13 protein-coding genes are annotated in these 18,719 nt (G+C 42.2%); 10 read left to right on the top strand and 3 right to left on the bottom strand.

Features of this window, described 5'->3' with window-relative positions; all coding sequences use genetic code 11:
* Positions 1-51: 51 nt before the first annotated feature.
* A complete protein-coding gene (locus ACNAV8_RS01460; RefSeq protein ID WP_415777078.1) occupies positions 52-2,688 on the bottom strand; it encodes a TRAP transporter permease in 2,637 nt (878 codons plus the stop codon).
* Between the two features lie 76 nt (positions 2,689-2,764).
* Entirely contained in the window at positions 2,765-3,727 is a 963-nt protein-coding gene (locus ACNAV8_RS01455) for a TAXI family TRAP transporter solute-binding subunit (protein ID WP_103855111.1), read from the bottom strand.
* A 316-nt stretch (positions 3,728-4,043) separates the two neighbouring features.
* Between ACNAV8_RS01455 and ACNAV8_RS01450 the strand changes: the two genes are divergently transcribed.
* Positions 4,044-4,763 carry a helix-hairpin-helix domain-containing protein gene (locus ACNAV8_RS01450; RefSeq protein ID WP_415777077.1) on the top strand — a complete coding sequence of 240 codons (720 nt, stop codon included), beginning with the start codon at positions 4,044-4,046 and terminating at the stop codon, positions 4,761-4,763.
* A gap of 50 nt (positions 4,764-4,813) precedes the next feature.
* On the opposite strand, the gene ACNAV8_RS01445 is transcribed toward ACNAV8_RS01450, so the two are convergent.
* Entirely contained in the window at positions 4,814-6,103 is a 1,290-nt protein-coding gene (locus ACNAV8_RS01445) for a citrate synthase (protein ID WP_415777076.1), read from the bottom strand.
* A gap of 345 nt (positions 6,104-6,448) precedes the next feature.
* Between ACNAV8_RS01445 and sucA the strand changes: the two genes are divergently transcribed.
* The 9 genes from sucA to ACNAV8_RS01400 all read left to right on the top strand — a co-directional run bounded on the left by sucA (position 6,449) and on the right by ACNAV8_RS01400 (position 18,684).
* On the top strand, positions 6,449-9,244 hold the full coding sequence (gene sucA, locus ACNAV8_RS01440) for a 2-oxoglutarate dehydrogenase E1 component (protein WP_103854731.1): 2,796 nt from the start codon (positions 6,449-6,451) through the stop codon (positions 9,242-9,244).
* An 87-nt stretch (positions 9,245-9,331) separates the two neighbouring features.
* Complete coding sequence (gene odhB / locus ACNAV8_RS01435; protein WP_103854730.1) at positions 9,332-10,555, top strand: 2-oxoglutarate dehydrogenase complex dihydrolipoyllysine-residue succinyltransferase; 1,224 nt, start codon at positions 9,332-9,334, stop codon at positions 10,553-10,555.
* Positions 10,556-10,655: 100 nt separating this feature from the next.
* On the top strand, positions 10,656-11,822 hold the full coding sequence (sucC, locus tag ACNAV8_RS01430; protein ID WP_103854729.1) for an ADP-forming succinate--CoA ligase subunit beta: 1,167 nt from the start codon (positions 10,656-10,658) through the stop codon (positions 11,820-11,822).
* 1 nt (position 11,823) lies between these two features.
* Entirely contained in the window at positions 11,824-12,693 is an 870-nt protein-coding gene (sucD, locus tag ACNAV8_RS01425) for a succinate--CoA ligase subunit alpha (protein WP_103854728.1), read from the top strand.
* 158 nt (positions 12,694-12,851) lie between these two features.
* Positions 12,852-14,771 carry a TonB-dependent receptor plug domain-containing protein gene (locus tag ACNAV8_RS01420; RefSeq protein ID WP_103854727.1) on the top strand — a complete coding sequence of 640 codons (1,920 nt, stop codon included), beginning with the start codon at positions 12,852-12,854 and terminating at the stop codon, positions 14,769-14,771.
* Positions 14,772-14,858: 87 nt separating this feature from the next.
* On the top strand, positions 14,859-15,662 hold the full coding sequence (locus ACNAV8_RS01415) for a TroA family protein (protein WP_103854733.1): 804 nt from the start codon (positions 14,859-14,861) through the stop codon (positions 15,660-15,662).
* On the top strand, positions 15,659-16,630 hold the full coding sequence (locus tag ACNAV8_RS01410; protein ID WP_415777075.1) for a FecCD family ABC transporter permease: 972 nt from the start codon (positions 15,659-15,661) through the stop codon (positions 16,628-16,630). Before ACNAV8_RS01415 ends, ACNAV8_RS01410 begins: the two co-directional genes overlap by 4 nt.
* Positions 16,623-17,420 (top strand): ABC transporter ATP-binding protein, encoded by a 798-nt coding sequence (locus ACNAV8_RS01405; RefSeq protein ID WP_415777074.1) that lies wholly within the window; start codon positions 16,623-16,625, stop codon positions 17,418-17,420. The genes ACNAV8_RS01410 and ACNAV8_RS01405 overlap by 8 nt, the downstream gene beginning before the upstream one ends.
* A 37-nt stretch (positions 17,421-17,457) precedes the next feature.
* Positions 17,458-18,684, top strand: a complete 1,227-nt coding sequence (locus ACNAV8_RS01400; protein ID WP_103854725.1) for a PD-(D/E)XK nuclease family protein — start codon at positions 17,458-17,460, stop codon at positions 18,682-18,684.
* Positions 18,685-18,719: the final 35 nt, after the last annotated feature.

The following is an 18,719-nucleotide window of genomic DNA, read 5'->3' as shown; positions in this document are numbered from 1 at the left end:
AATTTCATAAATTTTGACCGCACTTGAATGCGTTAAGTGCGGTCAATTTTTTTATTGTTTTTTTGCTCTACGGCGTTGATTAAATCCAACAAGGAGAATAATCAATAAGCCTGGAATGAACATCCATTCTTTGGCAGTAGCCACTTTTGGTAAAGAAATATCGAGTAGGGTTTGATCCCAATTTAAGCCTGCTTTGGCGGCAGGGGAATCAATTTCAACCATATCAATAATGACTTTTGGTGTCGCTTTGCCATCAATTTCAATGCTTTCGCCTGTATTGAGCAAGGTTAAGCCGAGTTTATTTAGGCGCTCTTCACCGGTTTTTCCTTCTGGCACGCTGAGTTCAGAATAGAACTCAATTTGTTTTCCATAAGGATTGGTGCCGGCCACTTTGACGGTAATTTTTTCATCAACTGGCACTTTTTCCAACTCTTGTGCCAAATGCACTGGCTCAATGTGATAAGAGGTTGGCGAAATATATTCCATAAAGAAACCAGGGCGGAAAATAATAAATGCCGCAAAAATAAGGGCAACAGTTTCCCACACTTTGTTCTTCGTGATGAAATAATTCATTGTGGCGGAAGTAAAGGCGAGTATGGCAATGGTGGATACCACCGCGACCAGTATGCCTTTTGCCCAGCCCACATCAATTAATAACAGATCCGTATTAAAGATGAACAAGAATGGCAAGATCGCTGTTCTTAGGCTGTAAAAGAATGCCACTAAACCTGTTTTGATTGGGCTACCACCTGATACTGCCGCAGCAGCGAAAGAAGCCAGACCCACAGGTGGGGTTACGTCAGCCATAATCCCGAAATAGAACACGAATAAATGCACGGCAATCAGCGGTACGATTAAGCCATTTTGTTTACCCACTTCTACAATCACTAATGCCATTAAAGATGACACCACGATATAGTTAGCCGTGGTTGGCAAGCCCATTCCTAGAATTAAGCTGAATATTGCCACAAGGATAAGCATAAGCAAGATGTTACCCATTGAGAGCATTTCGATAATGCCAGAGAGCTGTACGCCAAAACCAGTGAGTGAAACAACACCGACAATAATTCCTGCGGTTGCAGTGGCGATACCAATCCCGATCATATTACGTGCGCCTGTTTCTAAACCATCAACAAGGGCATCAACGCCTTGTTTAAACAGATCTTTCGTGATCGGTTTGTTACGGAAGAAGTTTAGTAACGGATGCTGAGTGACTAAAATGATCATCAAGGTAACTGTTCCCCAGAAAGCAGATAGCCCTGGTGAAAGCATTTCGACCATTAAACACCAAATTAGCACCACAACAGGAATTAAATAATGCAAGCCTGCATTTACCGTTGGTTTGGCGGACGGCAGTTTTACCACTGGGGAATTAGGATCATCAATTTCTAAATCAGGGAATTGTGCCACACGGCGAATTAAGGCGAGATAAATCAGCGCCAATAACACCGCAACGATTAAGAAACTATGATCCGGTGCAACGGTTTTCAACCAGCCTAAACCAAACTCCACGCCAATTACTAAGCCGATCACGACTAAAATAGTGCTGACCAATTTTAGCAAGGTAACTAAAAACGGATTTGGTGGATCGGTTCTTGGCAAGCCGTGCAAGTTCATTTTTAATGCTTCTAAATGCACGATATAAACCAATGCAATATAAGAAATCAGTGCAGGCAGTGCCGCATAGGTGATGAGCTGGCTATATGGCATATTGACATATTCGATCATCAAGAAAGCCGCTGCGCCCATTACCGGTGGCATAATTTGTCCATTTACCGATGAAGCCACTTCTACCGCGCCTGCTTTTTCTGCTGAAAAGCCCACGCGTTTCATCATTGGAATGGTGAAAGTTCCGGTGGTTACTACGTTAGCAATAGATGAGCCTGAAATTAGCCCCGTTAAGCCTGATGACACCACAGCCGCTTTCGCTGGCCCACCACGCAGATGTCCAAGATAAGCAAAAGCAGTTTTAATGAAATAGTTACCCGCGCCCGCTTTATCAAGCAATGCACCAAATAATACAAAAAGGAACACATATTTGGTGGAAACCCCTAATGCCACACCAAACACGCCCTCAGTGGTTACCCATTGTTGGTTCACCATTTGTGAAAGTGAACCTGAACGGTGGCTGATGATCCAATCTGTTGGCAGGAATTGCCCGAAGTAGTTATAAGCCAAAAATACACTGGCGATAATCACCAAAGGCAAGCCAAGGCTACGGCGACAGGCTTCTAACAGCAATAACACGCCTAGACAGCCAGCAATAATATCTTGCGTATTGGGTGCGCCGAAACGTGTGACTAAACCTTCATAAAAGAAAATGTAATAGGCACCTAAAAATGCTCCAAGGGTGGCAAAAAACCAATCTAACAACGGGATACGATGTTTTGGTGAGGTTGCAAAAGCAGGGAACGATAAATAGGCCAAGAACAATGCAAAGGCAAGGTGGATCGAACGCGCTTTAGTGTCATCGATCACCACATTAATATCTAGCCCCCAATTACGAACGGCTTCTTGTAGCCAAAATGGCACAGGAGAGGTGTAATAAAGTTGAAAAACCGACCATAAAATCGCGGTAATTACGATCAGTTTTCTGCTTGCACCAGTAGGATTTCGTCCGCCTGAATCATTGGAGGCGACCATATCTTGCAGATCATCGTAATCCATTTTTTTTGTGGATTCGGACATAAAATCTCCCGAAAAATTTGAAATAATGAAAACGGAAAAAGGCAGGGCTAAGCCTGCCTAAATAATAAAGATGAGATTATTGTAACCAACCACGTTCTTTATAGTAACGCACTGCACCTTCGTGTAATGGCGCAGAAAGTGCGTTTTTAATCATCTCTTCTTCTTTAAGATTGGCGAACGCAGGGTGTAAACGTTTAAAGCGAGCAAAGTTATCAAATACCGCTTTAACTACCGTATAAACTTTGTCATCAGGCACATCTGAAGATGTTACTAAAGTCGCATATACCCCGAAAGTATCTACTGGATTATCTGTACCACGATATAACCCACCCGGAATAGTTGCTTTCGCATAGTAAGGATTTGCCGCCACTAAACGATCAATCGCTTCACCTGTTACAGGAACAAGATGAGCATTACAAGAAGCCGCTGCTTCTTTCAACGCACCATTTGGGTGACCAACGTTATAGGTAATCGCATCAAGATTGTTATCACACATTACCGATGCCATTTCAGCAGGTTTTAATTCAGACGCCACTTTAAATTCTTTGTCTGTCCAACCTTTCGCGGCCAAAATTACATTCATTGTTGCGCGCGTACCAGAACCCGGATCGCCCACATTCACACGTTTACCTTTCAAATCATCAAAAGAATTAATATTTGAATCATCACGCGCCATTAAAGTGAACGGTTCTGGGTGAATTGAGAACACTGCACGCAATTTATCATTTTTCTTACCCGCAAAGGAGCTTGTACCGTGGTAAGCGTGATATTGCCAGTCTGATTGCGCAATGCCCATTTCCATTTGATCTGCCGCAATTGCATTTAAGTTTGCCACAGAAGCACCAGTTGAAGGTGCGTTACATTTAATATGAGTTTTTGCGGTATCACGATTCACTAATTGACAGATTGATTGCCCAACCACATAGTAAACCCCAGTTTGACCACCTGTACCGATGGTAACAAACAGATCTTCCGCTTGCACAGAAAAAGAGGTGGCTGCTACACCCGCGATAAGAGAGAGTTTTAATAATTTTTTCATTTTTACTCCTTTACTTTTCAGTTTATAGAAAGGCTTAACCGCTTTAGAACAAAGCTTATGCCTAAGAGATGTTGTGTTGCCCTAAAACTTTCACAAAAGTTTTTACAAAAATTTTACAGACGAACAAGATATACCCTAGATTGCTTCTTGTTGCAATCATTTTTTACACTAGTGCGGTATTGTTTTGACGAATTTTTATCCATAAAAATAAAATTTAAGGAACTTTTCCACGAAAAAGGAAACTAATAGGGGAATTCACGGGAAACCATTCCCAATTACCCCCGCAAGGGAATATTCATTAACCTAAGGAGTTAAAATGAAAGCATTAAAATCTGTATTAGCATTAAGTTTAGCAATGGCAGTATCATCAACCGCTTTTTCAGCGGAAAAAACGGTTGCAACTGACGCAGTAAAAGATACTGCTCAAACAATGAAACAAGACATGGTAAAACAAGGTAAAAATCTTGTGACAGAAAAAGCCAGCAAAGCAAAAGACAAAGTGCTTGATACAAAAAGTGCGGTAGAAAATAAAGCAAAATCTGCCAAAAAATCAGTAGAAGATAAAGCTACCTCAATGAAAGAGAGCGCAACAAAAGCCAAAGATAAAATGGCAGACAGCAAAAATACTGTTGAAAGCAAAGCAAAATCTGCCAAAAAAGCCGTGGAAGATAAAACCACTTCAATGAAAGATAGCGTAACAAAAGCCAAAGACAAAATCTCAGACAGCAAAAAAACTGCTGAAACCAAAGCTAAAAACAGCGCCAAATCAGCTGCTGAAAATGCAAAAAACAAAGCATCAGAAAAAGCAAAATCTTTGAAAGATCAAGCTAAATCTTATGTTGGTGAAAAAATCAACATCAATAAAGCAGACGCAAAAACCTTACAAAACCTTTCTGGTATCGGTGAAGCAAAAGCGAATGCGATTGTTGAATATCGTAATAAAGTAGGCAAAATCAAATCTGTTGAAGAATTATCTAACATCTCAGGTATCGGCGAAGCCACCATCGAAAAAATCGCCCCTTACTTAAGTTTCTAAAAACTTGCAAAAAAAGACCGCACTTTAAGTGCGGTCTTTTTTTATAGATTTTATTCCTTACCCTCTAATGGCGTAAATGGGCGTTCTGTGTGGCCTGTGTATAGCTGACGTGGGCGGACGATTTTCATATTGCCCGGTTTGAACATTTCTTTCCAGTGGGCGATCCAGCCGACGGTTCTTGCTAGGGCGAAGATGACAGTGAACATTGACGTTGGAATGCCAATGGCTTTGAGAATAATGCCTGAATAGAAATCGACATTCGGATAAAGTTTGTGATCAATAAAGTATTGATCGCTTAATGCGATACGTTCTAGTTCCATTGCCACGTCGAATAATGGGTTATCAATATTCAACTCTTTTAGTACTTCGTGGCAAGTTTGACGCATTACTTTTGCACGCGGGTCGTAGTTTTTGTAAACACGGTGTCCAAAGCCCATTAAGCGGAATGGATCGTTTTTATCTTTGGCGCGCGCAATGTATTCTGGAATGCGGTCAATGGTGCCGATTTCTTCAAGCATATTAATGCAAGCTTCATTTGCACCGCCGTGTGCAGGCCCCCAAAGTGAGGCGATACCTGCGGCAATACAAGCGAATGGGTTTGCACCAGAGGAGGCGGCTGTACGCACCGTTGAGGTTGAAGCATTTTGTTCGTGATCGGCGTGTAGAATAAAAATGCGATCCATTGCGCGCTCTAGCACCGGGTTTACTTCATAGGGTTCGCAAGGGGTGGCGAACATCATATGTAAGAAATTACCCGAATAAGAAAGTTTATTCAGCGGGAACATAAAAGGTTGCCCAATAGAATATTTGTAGCACATCGCCGCAAGGGTTGGCATTTTAGCCAGTAAGCGAATGGCAGTGATTTCACGATGTTCAATATCGTTAATATCTAAAGAATCGTGATAGAACGCTGCTAATGCGCCACTTACCCCACACATAATCGCCATTGGGTGTGAATCTCGGCGGAATCCGTGGAAGAAGCGGGAAATTTGTTCGTGAACAAGGGTGTGCTTGCGTACTAATTGGCGGAAAGTTTTGTATTCTTCGGCACTTGGGCGCTCGCCAAATAATAATAAGTGTGCCACTTCTAAATAATCGGCATTTTTTGCCAAATCAGCAATAGGATAACCACGGTGGAGAAGAATGCCGTTGTCGCCGTCAATATAGGTGATTTCGGAAACACAAGAGGCGGTGGACATAAAACCGGGGTCAAAGGTAAAAAGTTTATTTTTGACTAGGGATTGAACATCAATGACATCATAGCCGAGTGAACCTTTACGCATTGGGAGTTCAAGTTCACGTCCATCATTTAGCGTTAGTTTTGCGTTGAGTTCTGTCATAGGTCTTCCTCTTTAGTTGGAGTTGATAATGTTGTGTTTGTTGAATTATTGTACTTTCTAATGAATTTTCACTATAACCTGTTATGGAGTACCTGTCTTTAATATTTACAAAAAAATTTTGTTAAGGAAATGTTATTTTTTCAAAAATGAGAGGCAGATCAAAAAATCAGAAAAATGTTAATGTTTTGTTAATTGAATTAGTTGCTAATTGTGGGAATTTGATTTTAAATTATTCGACTAACACTGAAAGAAAAATCAGTGCGTGTTTCTGATTGAATCCTATGTATAATAAACCTAATGAATTTTTATGTTGTAAATTCTACCCAACCAAGCTAGGTGGTATTAATGAAACAAACGAGCCCAATTAGTGAATGGTTAGCTTCAAGCGCTTTAAATGGAGCAAATCAATCTTACATTGAAGAATTATATGAAAGTTATCTTCAAGATCCCCATTCTGTCGATGAAAGCTGGCAACAAATTTTCGATAAATTGCCAAAACACACCGCTGTAGAGCAAGCACATTCTCCAGTTCGTCAATATTTTAAACGTTTAGCACGAGATATTGGCGTGGACGGCACAACCGTGATTGATCCGAAAGTGAGCGGACGGCTGGTAAAAGTATTGCAATGGGTGAATGCACACCGTAACCGGGGGCATTTACACGCGGATCTTGATCCGTTAGGTATTTGGCAACGGATGTATGCACCGACATTAGATTATAAATTCTATGGTTTTACTGATGAGGATCTTGATGAAGAATTTGATATTGGCGGTTATGTGTATGACAAAGATCGTATTAGCTTACGTGAGCTTTCTTCCTCATTAAAATCAACCTATTGCGGCACTATTGGCCTTGAGTTTATGCACGTTAATGACCTTGAGGCGCGTACTTGGTTACAGAAAAAGTTAGAAAATGGGTTAAATAAACCTTTATTTGGCAAACAAGAACAGCTTAAATTTCTTGAAGAACTTACCGCAGCAGACGGTTTAGAACGCTATCTCGGTGCAAAATTCCCGGGGGCAAAACGTTTTTCTCTTGAAGGCAGTGATGCGTTTATCCTGTTAATGAAAGAAATTATCCGTCAAGGGGCAAAAAACGGCATTAAAGAAATTGTAATGGGAATGGCACACCGTGGACGATTAAACCTATTAATCAATGTATTAGGGAAAAAACCAGCGGAATTATTTGATGAATTTGCTGGAAAACACCACGGGAATGGAACAGGTGATGTGAAATATCACCAAGGTTTTTCTTCTGATTTTATGACCGATGATGGCTTAGTGCATTTAGCACTCGCGTTTAACCCTTCTCACTTAGAAATTGTAAACCCCGTGGTGCTAGGTTCAGTGCGTGCGAGACAAACCCGCATTAACGATGTAGAACGCTCGCAAGTGTTGCCGATTACTGTACACGGTGATTCCGCAGTCGCAGGGCAGGGCGTGGTGCAAGAAACCCTAAATATGTCGGCGACTCGTGGTTATTCTGTGGGGGGCACAATTCGTATTGTGATCAACAACCAAATCGGTTTCACCACCTCGAATCCGCACGATACCCGCTCTACGGAATATTGTACCGACATTGCGAAAATGATTGAAGCGCCAGTTATTCACGTTAATGGCGATGATCCTGAAGCCGTGGCTTATGCGGCACAAATGGCAGTGGAATTTAGAACTAAATTCAAGCGTGATATTTTTATTGATCTGGTTTCCTATCGCCGTCACGGACACAATGAAGCGGACGAACCTTCTGTTACTCAGCCGTTAATGTATGATCGCATTAAACGCCACCCAACCCCACGCAAAGTGTATGCCGATCGCTTAATTGCAGACAATGTGATTGATGAGGCTTACAGCCTAGAATTAATGAATAAGTATCGCGATGCTTTAGACAACGGTGATTGCGTTGTGCCAGAATGGCGTGAGCGTGATGTGGAAGCCTCGGATTGGATGAAATTCCTCAGCCAAGAATGGTCAGATTACGAGGGCAGTTTTGATGAAGAACGCTTTACTGCGCTTGCCTTAAAAGTGTGTGAATATCCAGAAAATCACCCACTTCATTCGCGCGTGAAAAAAATCTATGATGATCGCCGTTTAATGGCAAAAGGCGAAAAACCATTCGATTGGGGAATGGCAGAAACAATGGCTTACGCCACCTTGTTGGACGAAGGCTATAACGTTCGCTTATCTGGTGAAGATGCAGGGCGTGGCACATTCTTCCACCGTCATTCTGTTTTACATAGCCAAAAAGATGCCACAATTTACACCCCACTTACCCATTTGCACAATCAGCAAGGGCATTTTGAAGTGTGGGATTCCGTGCTTTCAGAAGAAGCGGTGTTGGCTTATGAATATGGCTATGCCACAGCGACACCAAAAACGCTCACCATCTGGGAAGCGCAATTCGGTGATTTCGCCAATGTTGCGCAAGTGGTGATCGACCAATTTATCAGCTCAGGTGAACAAAAATGGGGCAGAATGTGTGGTTTGGTAATGCTATTACCGCACGGTTATGAAGGGCAAGGGCCTGAACATTCATCAGCCCGTTTAGAGCGTTATTTACAGCTTTGTGCGCAACAAAATATGCAAGTTTGCGTGCCTTCAACGCCAGCGCAGATTTACCATTTATTACGCCGTCAAATGTTGCGCAAGGTACGCCGCCCATTGATTGTGATTACACCAAAATCCTTACTGCGCCACCCACTTGCGGTGTCCAGCAAAGAAGAGTTGGTGAACGGCACTTATCAAAACGTGATTGGCGAAATTGACAAGCTCGATCCAAAACAAGTGAAACGTGTGGTAATGTGTTCGGGCAAAGTATATTACGATTTATTGGAACAACGCCGTAAAAATAACCAAACCGATGTAGCGATTGTGCGCGTGGAACAGCTTTATCCTTATCCGCACGAAGAAATGAAAGCGGCGCTTGCCCCTTATCATCAGGTTACTGATTATGTATGGTGTCAAGAAGAACCGCAAAACCAAGGCGCGTGGTATTGTAGCCAACATAACTTTGTGAGTTCATTGCCAGAACACGGCAAACTGCGCTATGTGGGCAGACCGGCTTCAGCATCGCCAGCGGTGGGCTATATGTCTTTACATAATGAACAGCAACGCGCCTTAGTGAATGAGGCTTTAGAATAATTTGTAAGCAAAAAGTGCGGTCAAAAATCACCGCACTTTTGTACAACCGAATGCAAATAAAACGCAAACAAAAGAAGGAACAGAAAAATGAGCGATTTTGAGATTTTAACTCCCGTGCTACCTGAATCTGTGGCAGATGCAACGGTTGCCACTTGGCATAAAAAAGTGGGCGATGAAGTAAAACGTGATGAAGTTTTAGTCGAAATTGAAACCGACAAAGTCGTGCTTGAAGTGCCGGCGGTTGCTGATGGTGTGCTAGAAAGCATCATTGAAGCCGAGGGAGCAACAGTGATTAGCAACCAAGTGTTAGGTAAAGTTTCTGCCTTAGCGACGGCAGGCAATGCCACTAAAGAAAGTGTGCAAAAAATAGAAAGCACGCCAGCAGATCGCCATTTAGCCAACTTAACATCAGAACCGACTAATGCCGATGTGGTTAGCCCAGCGGCACGCCGTTTATTGGCAGAAAACGATCTTAAAGCTGAAGAAGTGCAAGGCACAGGCGTGGGCGGACGCATCACCCGTGAAGACATTGAACGCACCGTAGCACAAAAAGCTGCGCAATCTCAGCCTCAGCCACAAGCGCCTGAAACTCCAGCATTAAATATATCAGGGCGTGATGAAAAACGTGTGCCAATGACTCGTTTGCGTAAGCGTGTGGCAGAGCGTTTATTAGAAGCGAAAAACAGCACCGCAATGCTCACTACCTTCAACGAAGTGGATATGCAGCCAATTATGCAACTGCGTAAAAAATATGCAGAGAAATTTGAGAAATCTCACGACACTCGCTTAGGTTTTATGTCTTTCTACGTGAAAGCCGTGGTAGAGGCGCTAAAACGCTATCCAGAAGTGAATGCGTCTATTGACGGTGATGACATTGTGTATCACAACTATTTTGACATCAGCATTGCCGTTTCCACCCCACGCGGTTTGGTCACCCCAGTGTTACGCAACTGCGATAAGCTGAGTATGGCGGAAATTGAAAAGCAAATCAAAGTGTTAGCGGAAAAAGGTCGTGATGGTAAATTAACGGTGGAAGATCTCACGGGCGGAAACTTCACGATTACCAACGGCGGTGTGTTTGGATCACTGATGTCCACGCCAATCATCAACCCACCACAAAGCGCGATTTTAGGTATGCACGCCATTAAAGATCGTCCAGTGGCAGTGAACGGTGAAGTGGTGATTCGCCCAATGATGTATCTTGCCCTTTCTTACGATCACCGCTTAATTGACGGACGTGAAAGTGTGGGCTTCTTAGTCACCATTAAAGAAATGTTGGAAGATCCAACGCGTTTATTATTAGAAGTGTAGTCTTAACATAGGGCGATAAGGGATCTTATCGCCTTATTTTTATTCATTGATATGCGGATATGATGAAGCATATAGCGATAAAAGGGAGAAAGATAAATCTATGAATTTACACGAATATCAAGCAAAACAACTTTTCGCCCAATACGGCTTGCCCGTCGGTGAGGGCTATGCGTGCGAAACCTTAGAACAAGGATTGGAAGCCATCAAAAAATTAGGTGGCTCAAAGTGGGTACTAAAATGTCAAGTGCACGCAGGAGGGCGTGGCAAAGCGGGTGGTGTACAAGTAGTGAGCTCCGAACAAGAAGTGCGGGCGTTTTTTGACAAATTTTTAGGTAAGCGTCTGGTTACTTTCCAAACCGATGCCAAAGGGCAGCCGATTAATCAAATTTATGTAACGGGCTGTGTGGCAGTGAAAAAAGAGTTGTATCTCAGTGCGATTGTCGATCGTAGCTCGCAACAAATTGTCTTTATGGTTTCCACAGAAGGTGGCGTGAATATTGAAGAAGTGGCGGAAAAAACACCGCACTTATTACACCGTACTAGCATTGATTTACTAGTTGGCGGAATGCCGTACCAAGGCAGAGAATTAGCCTTTAAACTCGGTTTAGAGGGCAAACAAATCAAGCAATTTACTGAGTTATTTTGCCAGCTCAGTCGCCTATTTATTGAAAAAGATCTGGCATTATTAGAAGTGAATCCACTGGTGATTTTGGACAATGGCGATCTTGATTGTCTTGATGCCAAAGTGGTGGTGGACAGCAATGCCTTATATCGCCACCCAGATTTGCTCGCAATGCGTGATCTGAGCCAAGAAGATCCTCGTGAAGCCCAAGCAGAAAAATGGAATCTCAACTATGTCGCCTTAGATGGCAACATTGGCTGTATGGTTAATGGTGCAGGGCTAGCAATGGGAACAATGGATATTGTGAAATTATACGGCGGACAACCAGCCAACTTCCTTGATGTGGGCGGCGGCGCAACCAAAGAACGTGTGGCAGAAGCCTTTAAAATCATCTTAACCGATCCTTCGGTGAAAGCTATTTTAGTTAATATTTTTGGTGGCATTGTACGTTGTGATCTCATCGCCGAAGGCATTATCGCAGCCAGCAAAGAAGTGGGCGTAAATGTGCCTGTGGTGGTGCGTTTAGAGGGGACAAATGCGGAATTAGGCCGCGCAATGTTGGCAGAAAGCGATACCAACATTATTTCAGCACAAAGTTTACAACAAGCGGCAAGCGAAGTCGTGAAAGCAGCAAAGGGAGAATAAAATGTCAATTTTAGTGAACAAAGACACCAAAGTGATTTGCCAAGGTTTCACTGGCGGACAAGGCACATTTCATTCCGAACAAGCCCTTGCTTATGGCACAAAATTAGTGGGCGGTGTTTCCCCAGGGAAAGGTGGCACAACACATTTAGGCTTGCCTGTGTTTAACACCGTGCGCGAAGCCGTTGAACAAACCGGTGCTACAGCCACCGTGATTTACGTTCCCGCACCATTTTGTAAAGATGCCATTTTTGAAGCGATTAACGCAGGATTATCCTTAATCGTCTGTATCACCGAGGGTATTCCGACTTTGGATATGCTACAAGTGAAACAAAAGCTGAATGAAACGGGCGTGGTGATGATCGGGCCAAATTGCCCAGGCATAATCACCCCTGAAGAATGTAAAATCGGCATAATGCCGGGCAATATTCATAAAAAAGGACGTATCGGCATTGTTTCTCGCTCAGGCACATTAACCTATGAAGCGGTTAAACAAACTACCGATGAAGGCTTTGGACAATCCACCTGCGTTGGCATTGGCGGCGATCCAATCCCCGGTTCAAGTTTTATTGATATTCTCAAACGCTTCCAACAAGATCCCGAAACGGAAGCCATCGTGATGATTGGCGAAATCGGCGGCAGCGCTGAAGAAGAAGCGGCAGAGTTTATCCGTCATAACATAACCAAACCTGTGGTGGCATACATTGCAGGCATCACCGCACCAAAAGGCAAACGAATGGGACACGCAGGCGCGATTATCAGCGGTGGAAAAGGCACTGCCGATGAAAAAATCCAAGCCCTCCAACAAGCAGGCGTAACCACTGTAAAAAGCCTTGCGGAAATTGGGACGGCGCTGAGAGCAATCTTGAAGTAATAAGCCATTTCTAAAGTGCGGTCAGTTTTTTGTGATTTTTTATAACAATGAAAACGTAGAGATGAATAGTATTCATTTTTATAATGAATAATTCAGATTTGCGAACCCAATGGTGCTATGTCAAAATAGCACCATTTTTTATATAGAAAGGAAAGACAATGCAAAAAAATATTATCACCACAGCAATTTTGCTCTCATTTTCTACCGCACTTTATGCCATAGAAAATGCAGCACAAAGCGAACAGCTCGCACCAATTTATGTTTATTCCGCTTATGCCGAGCCTGTAAGCGAAGAGCAAACGGCGTCATCAGTAACGGTTTTAACCGAAAAAGATTTCGCTGAACGCAACGCCAACTATGTTTCTGATGTATTAAAAACCGTGCCAAGCGTGGCATTGGGTGCATCAGGCGGACGCGGTACATTAACCAGCCTTTATCTGCGTGGCGCAGATCCAAATCACACTGCGGTGATTATTGACGGCGTGAAAGTTAATCCTGTGTCAGGTTATGGCTATGATTTCGGTGGATTAAGCCTAAGCAATATTGATCGCATTGAAGTGTTGCGTGGTGAACAATCGGCATTATGGGGGAGCGATGCTATGGGTGGCGTGGTTTATATCACCACGAAAAGCGGGCTTTATAAGGATAAACCCTTTAATGTGGACTTTGATTTAGGCACGGGTTCAAAAGGCACTTATGACGGTTCACTGACTCTTTCAGGTCAGCAAAACGGGTTTTATTATAGCTTGCACGGTGATAGCCACCGCACAAAAGGCATTTCGGCTTATAGTTCAGATCGCTTCCATTATACTGCGGAAGATGGCAGCCGCGTGAGTACGGGCGGCGCAAAAGAGCGAGATAAATTCCATCGTGATGCACTATCATTGCGTGTGGGCTATGATGACGGCGAAAAAGGTATTGATTTTTTGGCTAGCCATTTTAGCCAAACAGCACATTTTGATAATAGTTATACCGCAGAAACAGCCTTTGATGATTATACCCGCACTCGTGAAACAACTTTTAAATTAAACGGTTATGTTGGAGCGGAAAAAGAGTTGTTTAAACATAAAGCAAGCGTTAGCCACCAAAAAACCGACAGCGATACACTTGGTTCGTGGGCAAGTGGTTATGATGCTAAAAAGTTGAATGCAAACTATCAGTTAGACATTAATTTTGATCGAGAAGGTGAGTTGCAACAAGCGTTGAGTTTGCTTACAGAGTATCAACGTTCTACCTATGATTTTGGTTCTTCGGCTAACCGTAAAAAGCATTTAACCGAGAAAAGCGTAGCGGCGGAATATCGTCTGTTCAGTGAAAATGAGCATAGCTTAAGCCTAAGTGGACGTTATACCGATAGCAATCATTATGATAATAGCTTCACTGGACGTATTGTGGGAACTTATCGCTTATTGCCGAATGTGAAAGCACACGCAAGTTTTGGTACAGCCATTCAAAATCCAACAATCACTGAGTTTTATGGTTACAACGGCACATTTTTACCTAATCCAAACCTTAAGCCTGAAAAAAGCAAAGGTGGGGATATTGGTTTGCTTTTTGAAACCACAGATAAACGCCATAGCTTAGATGTAACTTATTTTGCGCGCAATGTGAAAAACTTTATTAGCGCCGCTTATTTGCCTAATGGGGTTTCGCAAGCGGTAAATATGAGCGGTTCAACTAAAATCAAAGGGGTTGAAATTGCGTATAACGGCAAAATCACAGACGATCTAACCGCTTACGCCAACTATACTTATACCCAAACCAAAGATAGCAAAGGACAAACCTTACTTCGCCGTCCGAAACATATGGCAAATTTAGGTTTAGCGTATCAAATTACTGAAGCGTTGGGTGCGAATGTGAATGTAAACTATGTGGGTAAACGCATTGATACTATTTATCCTGCAAGAGTAAAAATGCCTTCTTACACCTTGGTTAGTCTTGGCGCGAATTATCAAGTTACGCCAAACTTAAATGTGTATGCGAACTTGAATAATCTGTTTGATAAAAAATATGAAAGCGTTGCAGGCTATGGCCAATATGGTCGCACCTTATATGTGGGCTTAAAAGGCAGCTTTTAACCCCTAAGCAGATAGGCTTTTGTGAAAGTGCGGTGTAAAATTAACAAAATTTTCACCGCACTTTGTTTTTTGGGACATCATTTTTTAATGCAAAAAATTCGCGTATTTTTCACCGCGCTTTTCTTTTCCGTTCCGCTTTGGGCGCAAGAGCAATTTGTGTCGCTCACCCTATGCAGTGATCGCTTGTTAGCAGAATTAGCTCGCCCTGAACAAATTGCTGCACAATCTATTTATTCCAAAAATCCTTTGATGATGTTGGATAAAATTAATCAAAATAAACCCGCACTTAACGCGCGATTAACGGATTTATTGCCTTATTTGGATAAAACTATTTTGCTCAACGAGCAGTTTTATCCCCTGTTGGTGGCGGATCTGAAAAAGCTCGGGGTAAAAATTTTGTCTATTAATGACAGCCCACAAACGGCGGAACAGCTTTTTGCCTTGATACTGGAATTAGGCAAGCGTTTTGGCAACGAAACCCACGCCCAGCAGTTGGTGAAAAAGCTAAAAAATAGTGATTTTCAGCTCAATCAAAGGAATACGCAAACCTTAATTCTTTCCGATACAGGCGTAGTTGAACCGATTTTTCCACAATACCAAGCCTTGCTAAAATTGCTCGGCTTAACGCCGCTTGAAAGCACTATTACGGCACAAAATTTTTCCCTAGAGAAACTTTTGCGTGCGCAGCCAAATTGGCTGATTTCCATTAGTGATAAACAAGGTTATAACGAACAGGCGGAAGTGCTGACGCACCCTTTGATTGCCAATATGTTCCCTGCGCAACGAATGGCGACAATGCCACTGAAATATGGTTATTGCTTTGATCAGGGCGTTTGGCAAGGCGCGGCGATGATTTATCGCCAACTGAATAAGAGAGAGCAAGCAGAATGAAACGATTAAACCTTTCCCTTTTTGCTTTATTACTTTTGTTGATTGCTTTTGCGATTTTTCATCAGCTGGGGGATTTTGCTTATTTACGCAATGCACAGGGGATCGCCACCGATATGCGATCTTTAGTGTTATGGGATATTCGCTTGCCACGCCTTGGTTTAGCCATTTTAACGGGAGCAAGCCTTGCGCTGGCAGGCAATGCAATGCAGGGGTTGTTTCAAAATCCCTTGGCTAGCCCGGGGTTATTAGGGGCGGCTAATGGCGCAACCACGGCGAGCGTGTTTTTGCTCTATTATTTTTCCGTGCCATTGTCCCTGTTGCTGTTCGGCGGGATCGCAGGGGCATTAGCCAGCTTTTTATTAGTCTATGCCATTGCAAAAAATAAAGGGGCGACAATGATGATTTTATCAGGGATTGCGGTGAATATGTTGCTCGGTTCGGCCATCGCCTTATTGCTTTCCAACGCACAAAGCCCTTGGGCATTGGCGGAATTATACCGCTGGTTGCAGGGATCATTAATGTGGGCCAAAATCGAACCGCTCTTGCTTTCTCTGCCTATCGTGGCGGTGGGCGCAATCTGTTTATATTGCCAACGCCGTTACCTCGATTTACTCACTTTCGGGGAAGAAACCGCCAGTACAATGGGCATTGACCCAAAACGAAGCTTTTTTATCACCACCCTTGGCGTGGCGTTGCTGGTGGGCGCCACCATTCCGCAAACTGGCACAATCGGATTTATCGGCTTAATTGCCCCGCACTTTGCGCGCATCTGGCTGAAAAAACGCCCCTCACAACTTTATTTCACTAGCGGATTAATTGGTGCGTTACTTTTGTTACTTGCCGATCTTGCTATTCAATATGTGCCGCTTTTCTCGCATATTTATATTGGCACGCTCACCGCCATTATCGGCGCACCTTGCTTGATTTGGATTTTGCTCACCCAACAACGGAGATTAGCCCGTGATTAACTTGCACAATGTTAGCCTTGCTTATGGCATCAAAAATATCAGCGCCCAAATTCCCCAAGGTAAATTAGTGGGCATAATGGGCGGCAATGGTGCAGGGAAGTCCACTTTGCTCAAAGCCATTGCGGGCATTTTACCACTCGAAACAGGCTCAATTTTATTGAACGACAAACCGCTCACCGAAATGAGCTTGTCTGAAAAAAGCCAAACGTTGGCGTATTTTGCGCAAAGCACCAATATTTATTGGGATTTATCTGTTTATGACGTGATTGCACTCGGCTTGCCCGAAACACGGCTTATCCCTAAGGAAAAAGTGCGGTCAAAAAAAGACAAATTTTTTGATCGTTTATTTAATTCATCACACCAACAATGGCAGCAAGAAAAGATCCAGCAAGCCGCAAAGCAATTTTCTGTTCAACATCTGTTAGAACAACCTTTCCAACAGCTTTCAGGCGGCGAAAAAGCCCGTGTTCAGCTTGCCCGTTGTTGTATTAAAAACGCACCGATTTTATTGGCAGACGAACCTATCGCGCCCCTTGATCCTTATTATCAAATTGATATTTTAGAACAATTAAAATCACTCACCCCAAACACCACTTGCGTTGTCGCCATTCACCACCTTGATCTTGCCTACCGTTTCTGCGATGAAATCATCTTGCTTCACCAAGGCAACTTACTTGCTCACGGCAACACGCAAGATGTCCTAACCGCAGAAAATCTAGCCATTGCGTTTGGGGTTAAGGCGGAGATTGATGTGGAAAAAAGAATGTTTGGAAATATTCATAAATTATGATTAACTATTTATATTTAATCAAAAATGAGAAAAGAAAATGACAAGCACAATACTTAAATCCTTAGCTGAAATTCATAAAGCACTTGCTTTTTTTCAACGTGAAAATGCTAAAAAAGAATTATATGATGCGAGCAGTTTTAGCCCTTTTCAATTTATAAGGAATGATGAAAATTGTTTATCTGAAATCATTGCGTTCCTACTTGACCCTAGTCAAAATCACGGGCAGCAAGAATTATTTTTAAATAGTTTATTAAAATATTTGAAACTGCCAGAATATTTGTCTTATAACAATGTGTCAGTAACTTGTGAAAAAGCAACTTTTAATAATAGAAGACACGATATTTTTATTGAAGGTTTTTTACATAATGAACGCCAATGGATTGTTTCTATTGAAAATAAGTTAAGATATGCAGCCGATCAAAATAGCCAATTAGAAGATTACTGGAAAGATATTAATCGTTATCGCCCTAAGTTTAGCTGCTTGGTCTATTTATCTCCATTCAAACAGCTGCCCAGTGAAAAATCTATTAATACAGATAGCTGGAAAGAATTAATTCAAAATAATCAAGCAAAAGTGATTGGTGCAGAAGATCTGATTAAGTGGCTGGAGCAAACGCCAATAGTTGCTCCAAATATTCGAGCTTTTTGTCAGAGTTTTATACAGTTTTTAAAGGAAGATATTATGAATGAAACAAAAGAAAATAATCAATTATTAGATGAGTTAGTGAAAAATCCTAATTGGGTTGAAACAGCAACAACGTTATTAGAGTTATCAGATAATATTTATCAAAAATTAGAAGATAGCTTGGTTCAACAACTTCATAAGATGCTTAACGATAACAAAAAATATTCGAGAATGATTGAATATAACTGGCATTTTTATAATAAACATAAAGAAGGCATTTATCTTGATAAAGAAGATAAAAAGTATCCTTGGGGGATCGGAGTAGAATTTAGAGATAGAAGTTATCATAAGGCATATTATGGTTTTTGGGCTACTAAAGATAATATCTCACAGGAAAATTATCAAAGATTAGAAGAAATATTTAAATTAGAAGGATTTAAACAAGATAACTGGTGGCTGCAATGGCAAGATTGCAATGGAAACTTACAAAATTGGGACGGAAAAGTTTGGAAGGAAGTTTGGAAGGAAGAGGAAGTTAAGGCTGGTCGATTAGCGAAAGAGATTTTTGAGTTATTAGAACCCTTTATCAAGATAGCTAATGATCATTTAGAAGAATTAGAAACGTTTATTGATAAATAGAAAAAGTGCGGTGATTTTTCACCACACTTTTTTTA

The sequence above is a fragment of the Avibacterium endocarditidis genome (assembly GCF_965138825.1).
In the GTDB taxonomy this organism is placed as follows: Bacteria; Pseudomonadota; Gammaproteobacteria; order Enterobacterales; family Pasteurellaceae; genus Avibacterium; species Avibacterium endocarditidis.
Note: the sequence above shows the minus strand (reverse complement) of the source record. Positions and strands in the feature narration are given on the sequence as shown.

Coding starts and splice junctions, on each gene's coding strand:
- ACNAV8_RS01455 (WP_103855111.1), bottom strand. CDS start 3,727: ATGAAAAAATTATTAAAACTCTCTCTTATCGCGGGTGTAGCAGCCACC.
- ACNAV8_RS01445 (WP_415777076.1), bottom strand. CDS start 6,103: ATGACAGAACTCAACGCAAAACTAACGCTAAATGATGGACGTGAACTT.
- ACNAV8_RS01420 (WP_103854727.1), top strand. CDS start 12,852: ATGCAAAAAAATATTATCACCACAGCAATTTTGCTCTCATTTTCTACC.
- sucD (WP_103854728.1), top strand. CDS start 11,824: ATGTCAATTTTAGTGAACAAAGACACCAAAGTGATTTGCCAAGGTTTC.
- sucC (WP_103854729.1), top strand. CDS start 10,656: ATGAATTTACACGAATATCAAGCAAAACAACTTTTCGCCCAATACGGC.
- ACNAV8_RS01400 (WP_103854725.1), top strand. CDS start 17,458: ATGACAAGCACAATACTTAAATCCTTAGCTGAAATTCATAAAGCACTT.
- ACNAV8_RS01415 (WP_103854733.1), top strand. CDS start 14,859: ATGCAAAAAATTCGCGTATTTTTCACCGCGCTTTTCTTTTCCGTTCCG.
- ACNAV8_RS01410 (WP_415777075.1), top strand. CDS start 15,659: ATGAAACGATTAAACCTTTCCCTTTTTGCTTTATTACTTTTGTTGATT.
- odhB (WP_103854730.1), top strand. CDS start 9,332: ATGAGCGATTTTGAGATTTTAACTCCCGTGCTACCTGAATCTGTGGCA.
- ACNAV8_RS01450 (WP_415777077.1), top strand. CDS start 4,044: ATGAAAGCATTAAAATCTGTATTAGCATTAAGTTTAGCAATGGCAGTA.
- sucA (WP_103854731.1), top strand. CDS start 6,449: ATGAAACAAACGAGCCCAATTAGTGAATGGTTAGCTTCAAGCGCTTTA.
- ACNAV8_RS01460 (WP_415777078.1), bottom strand. CDS start 2,688: ATGTCCGAATCCACAAAAAAAATGGATTACGATGATCTGCAAGATATG.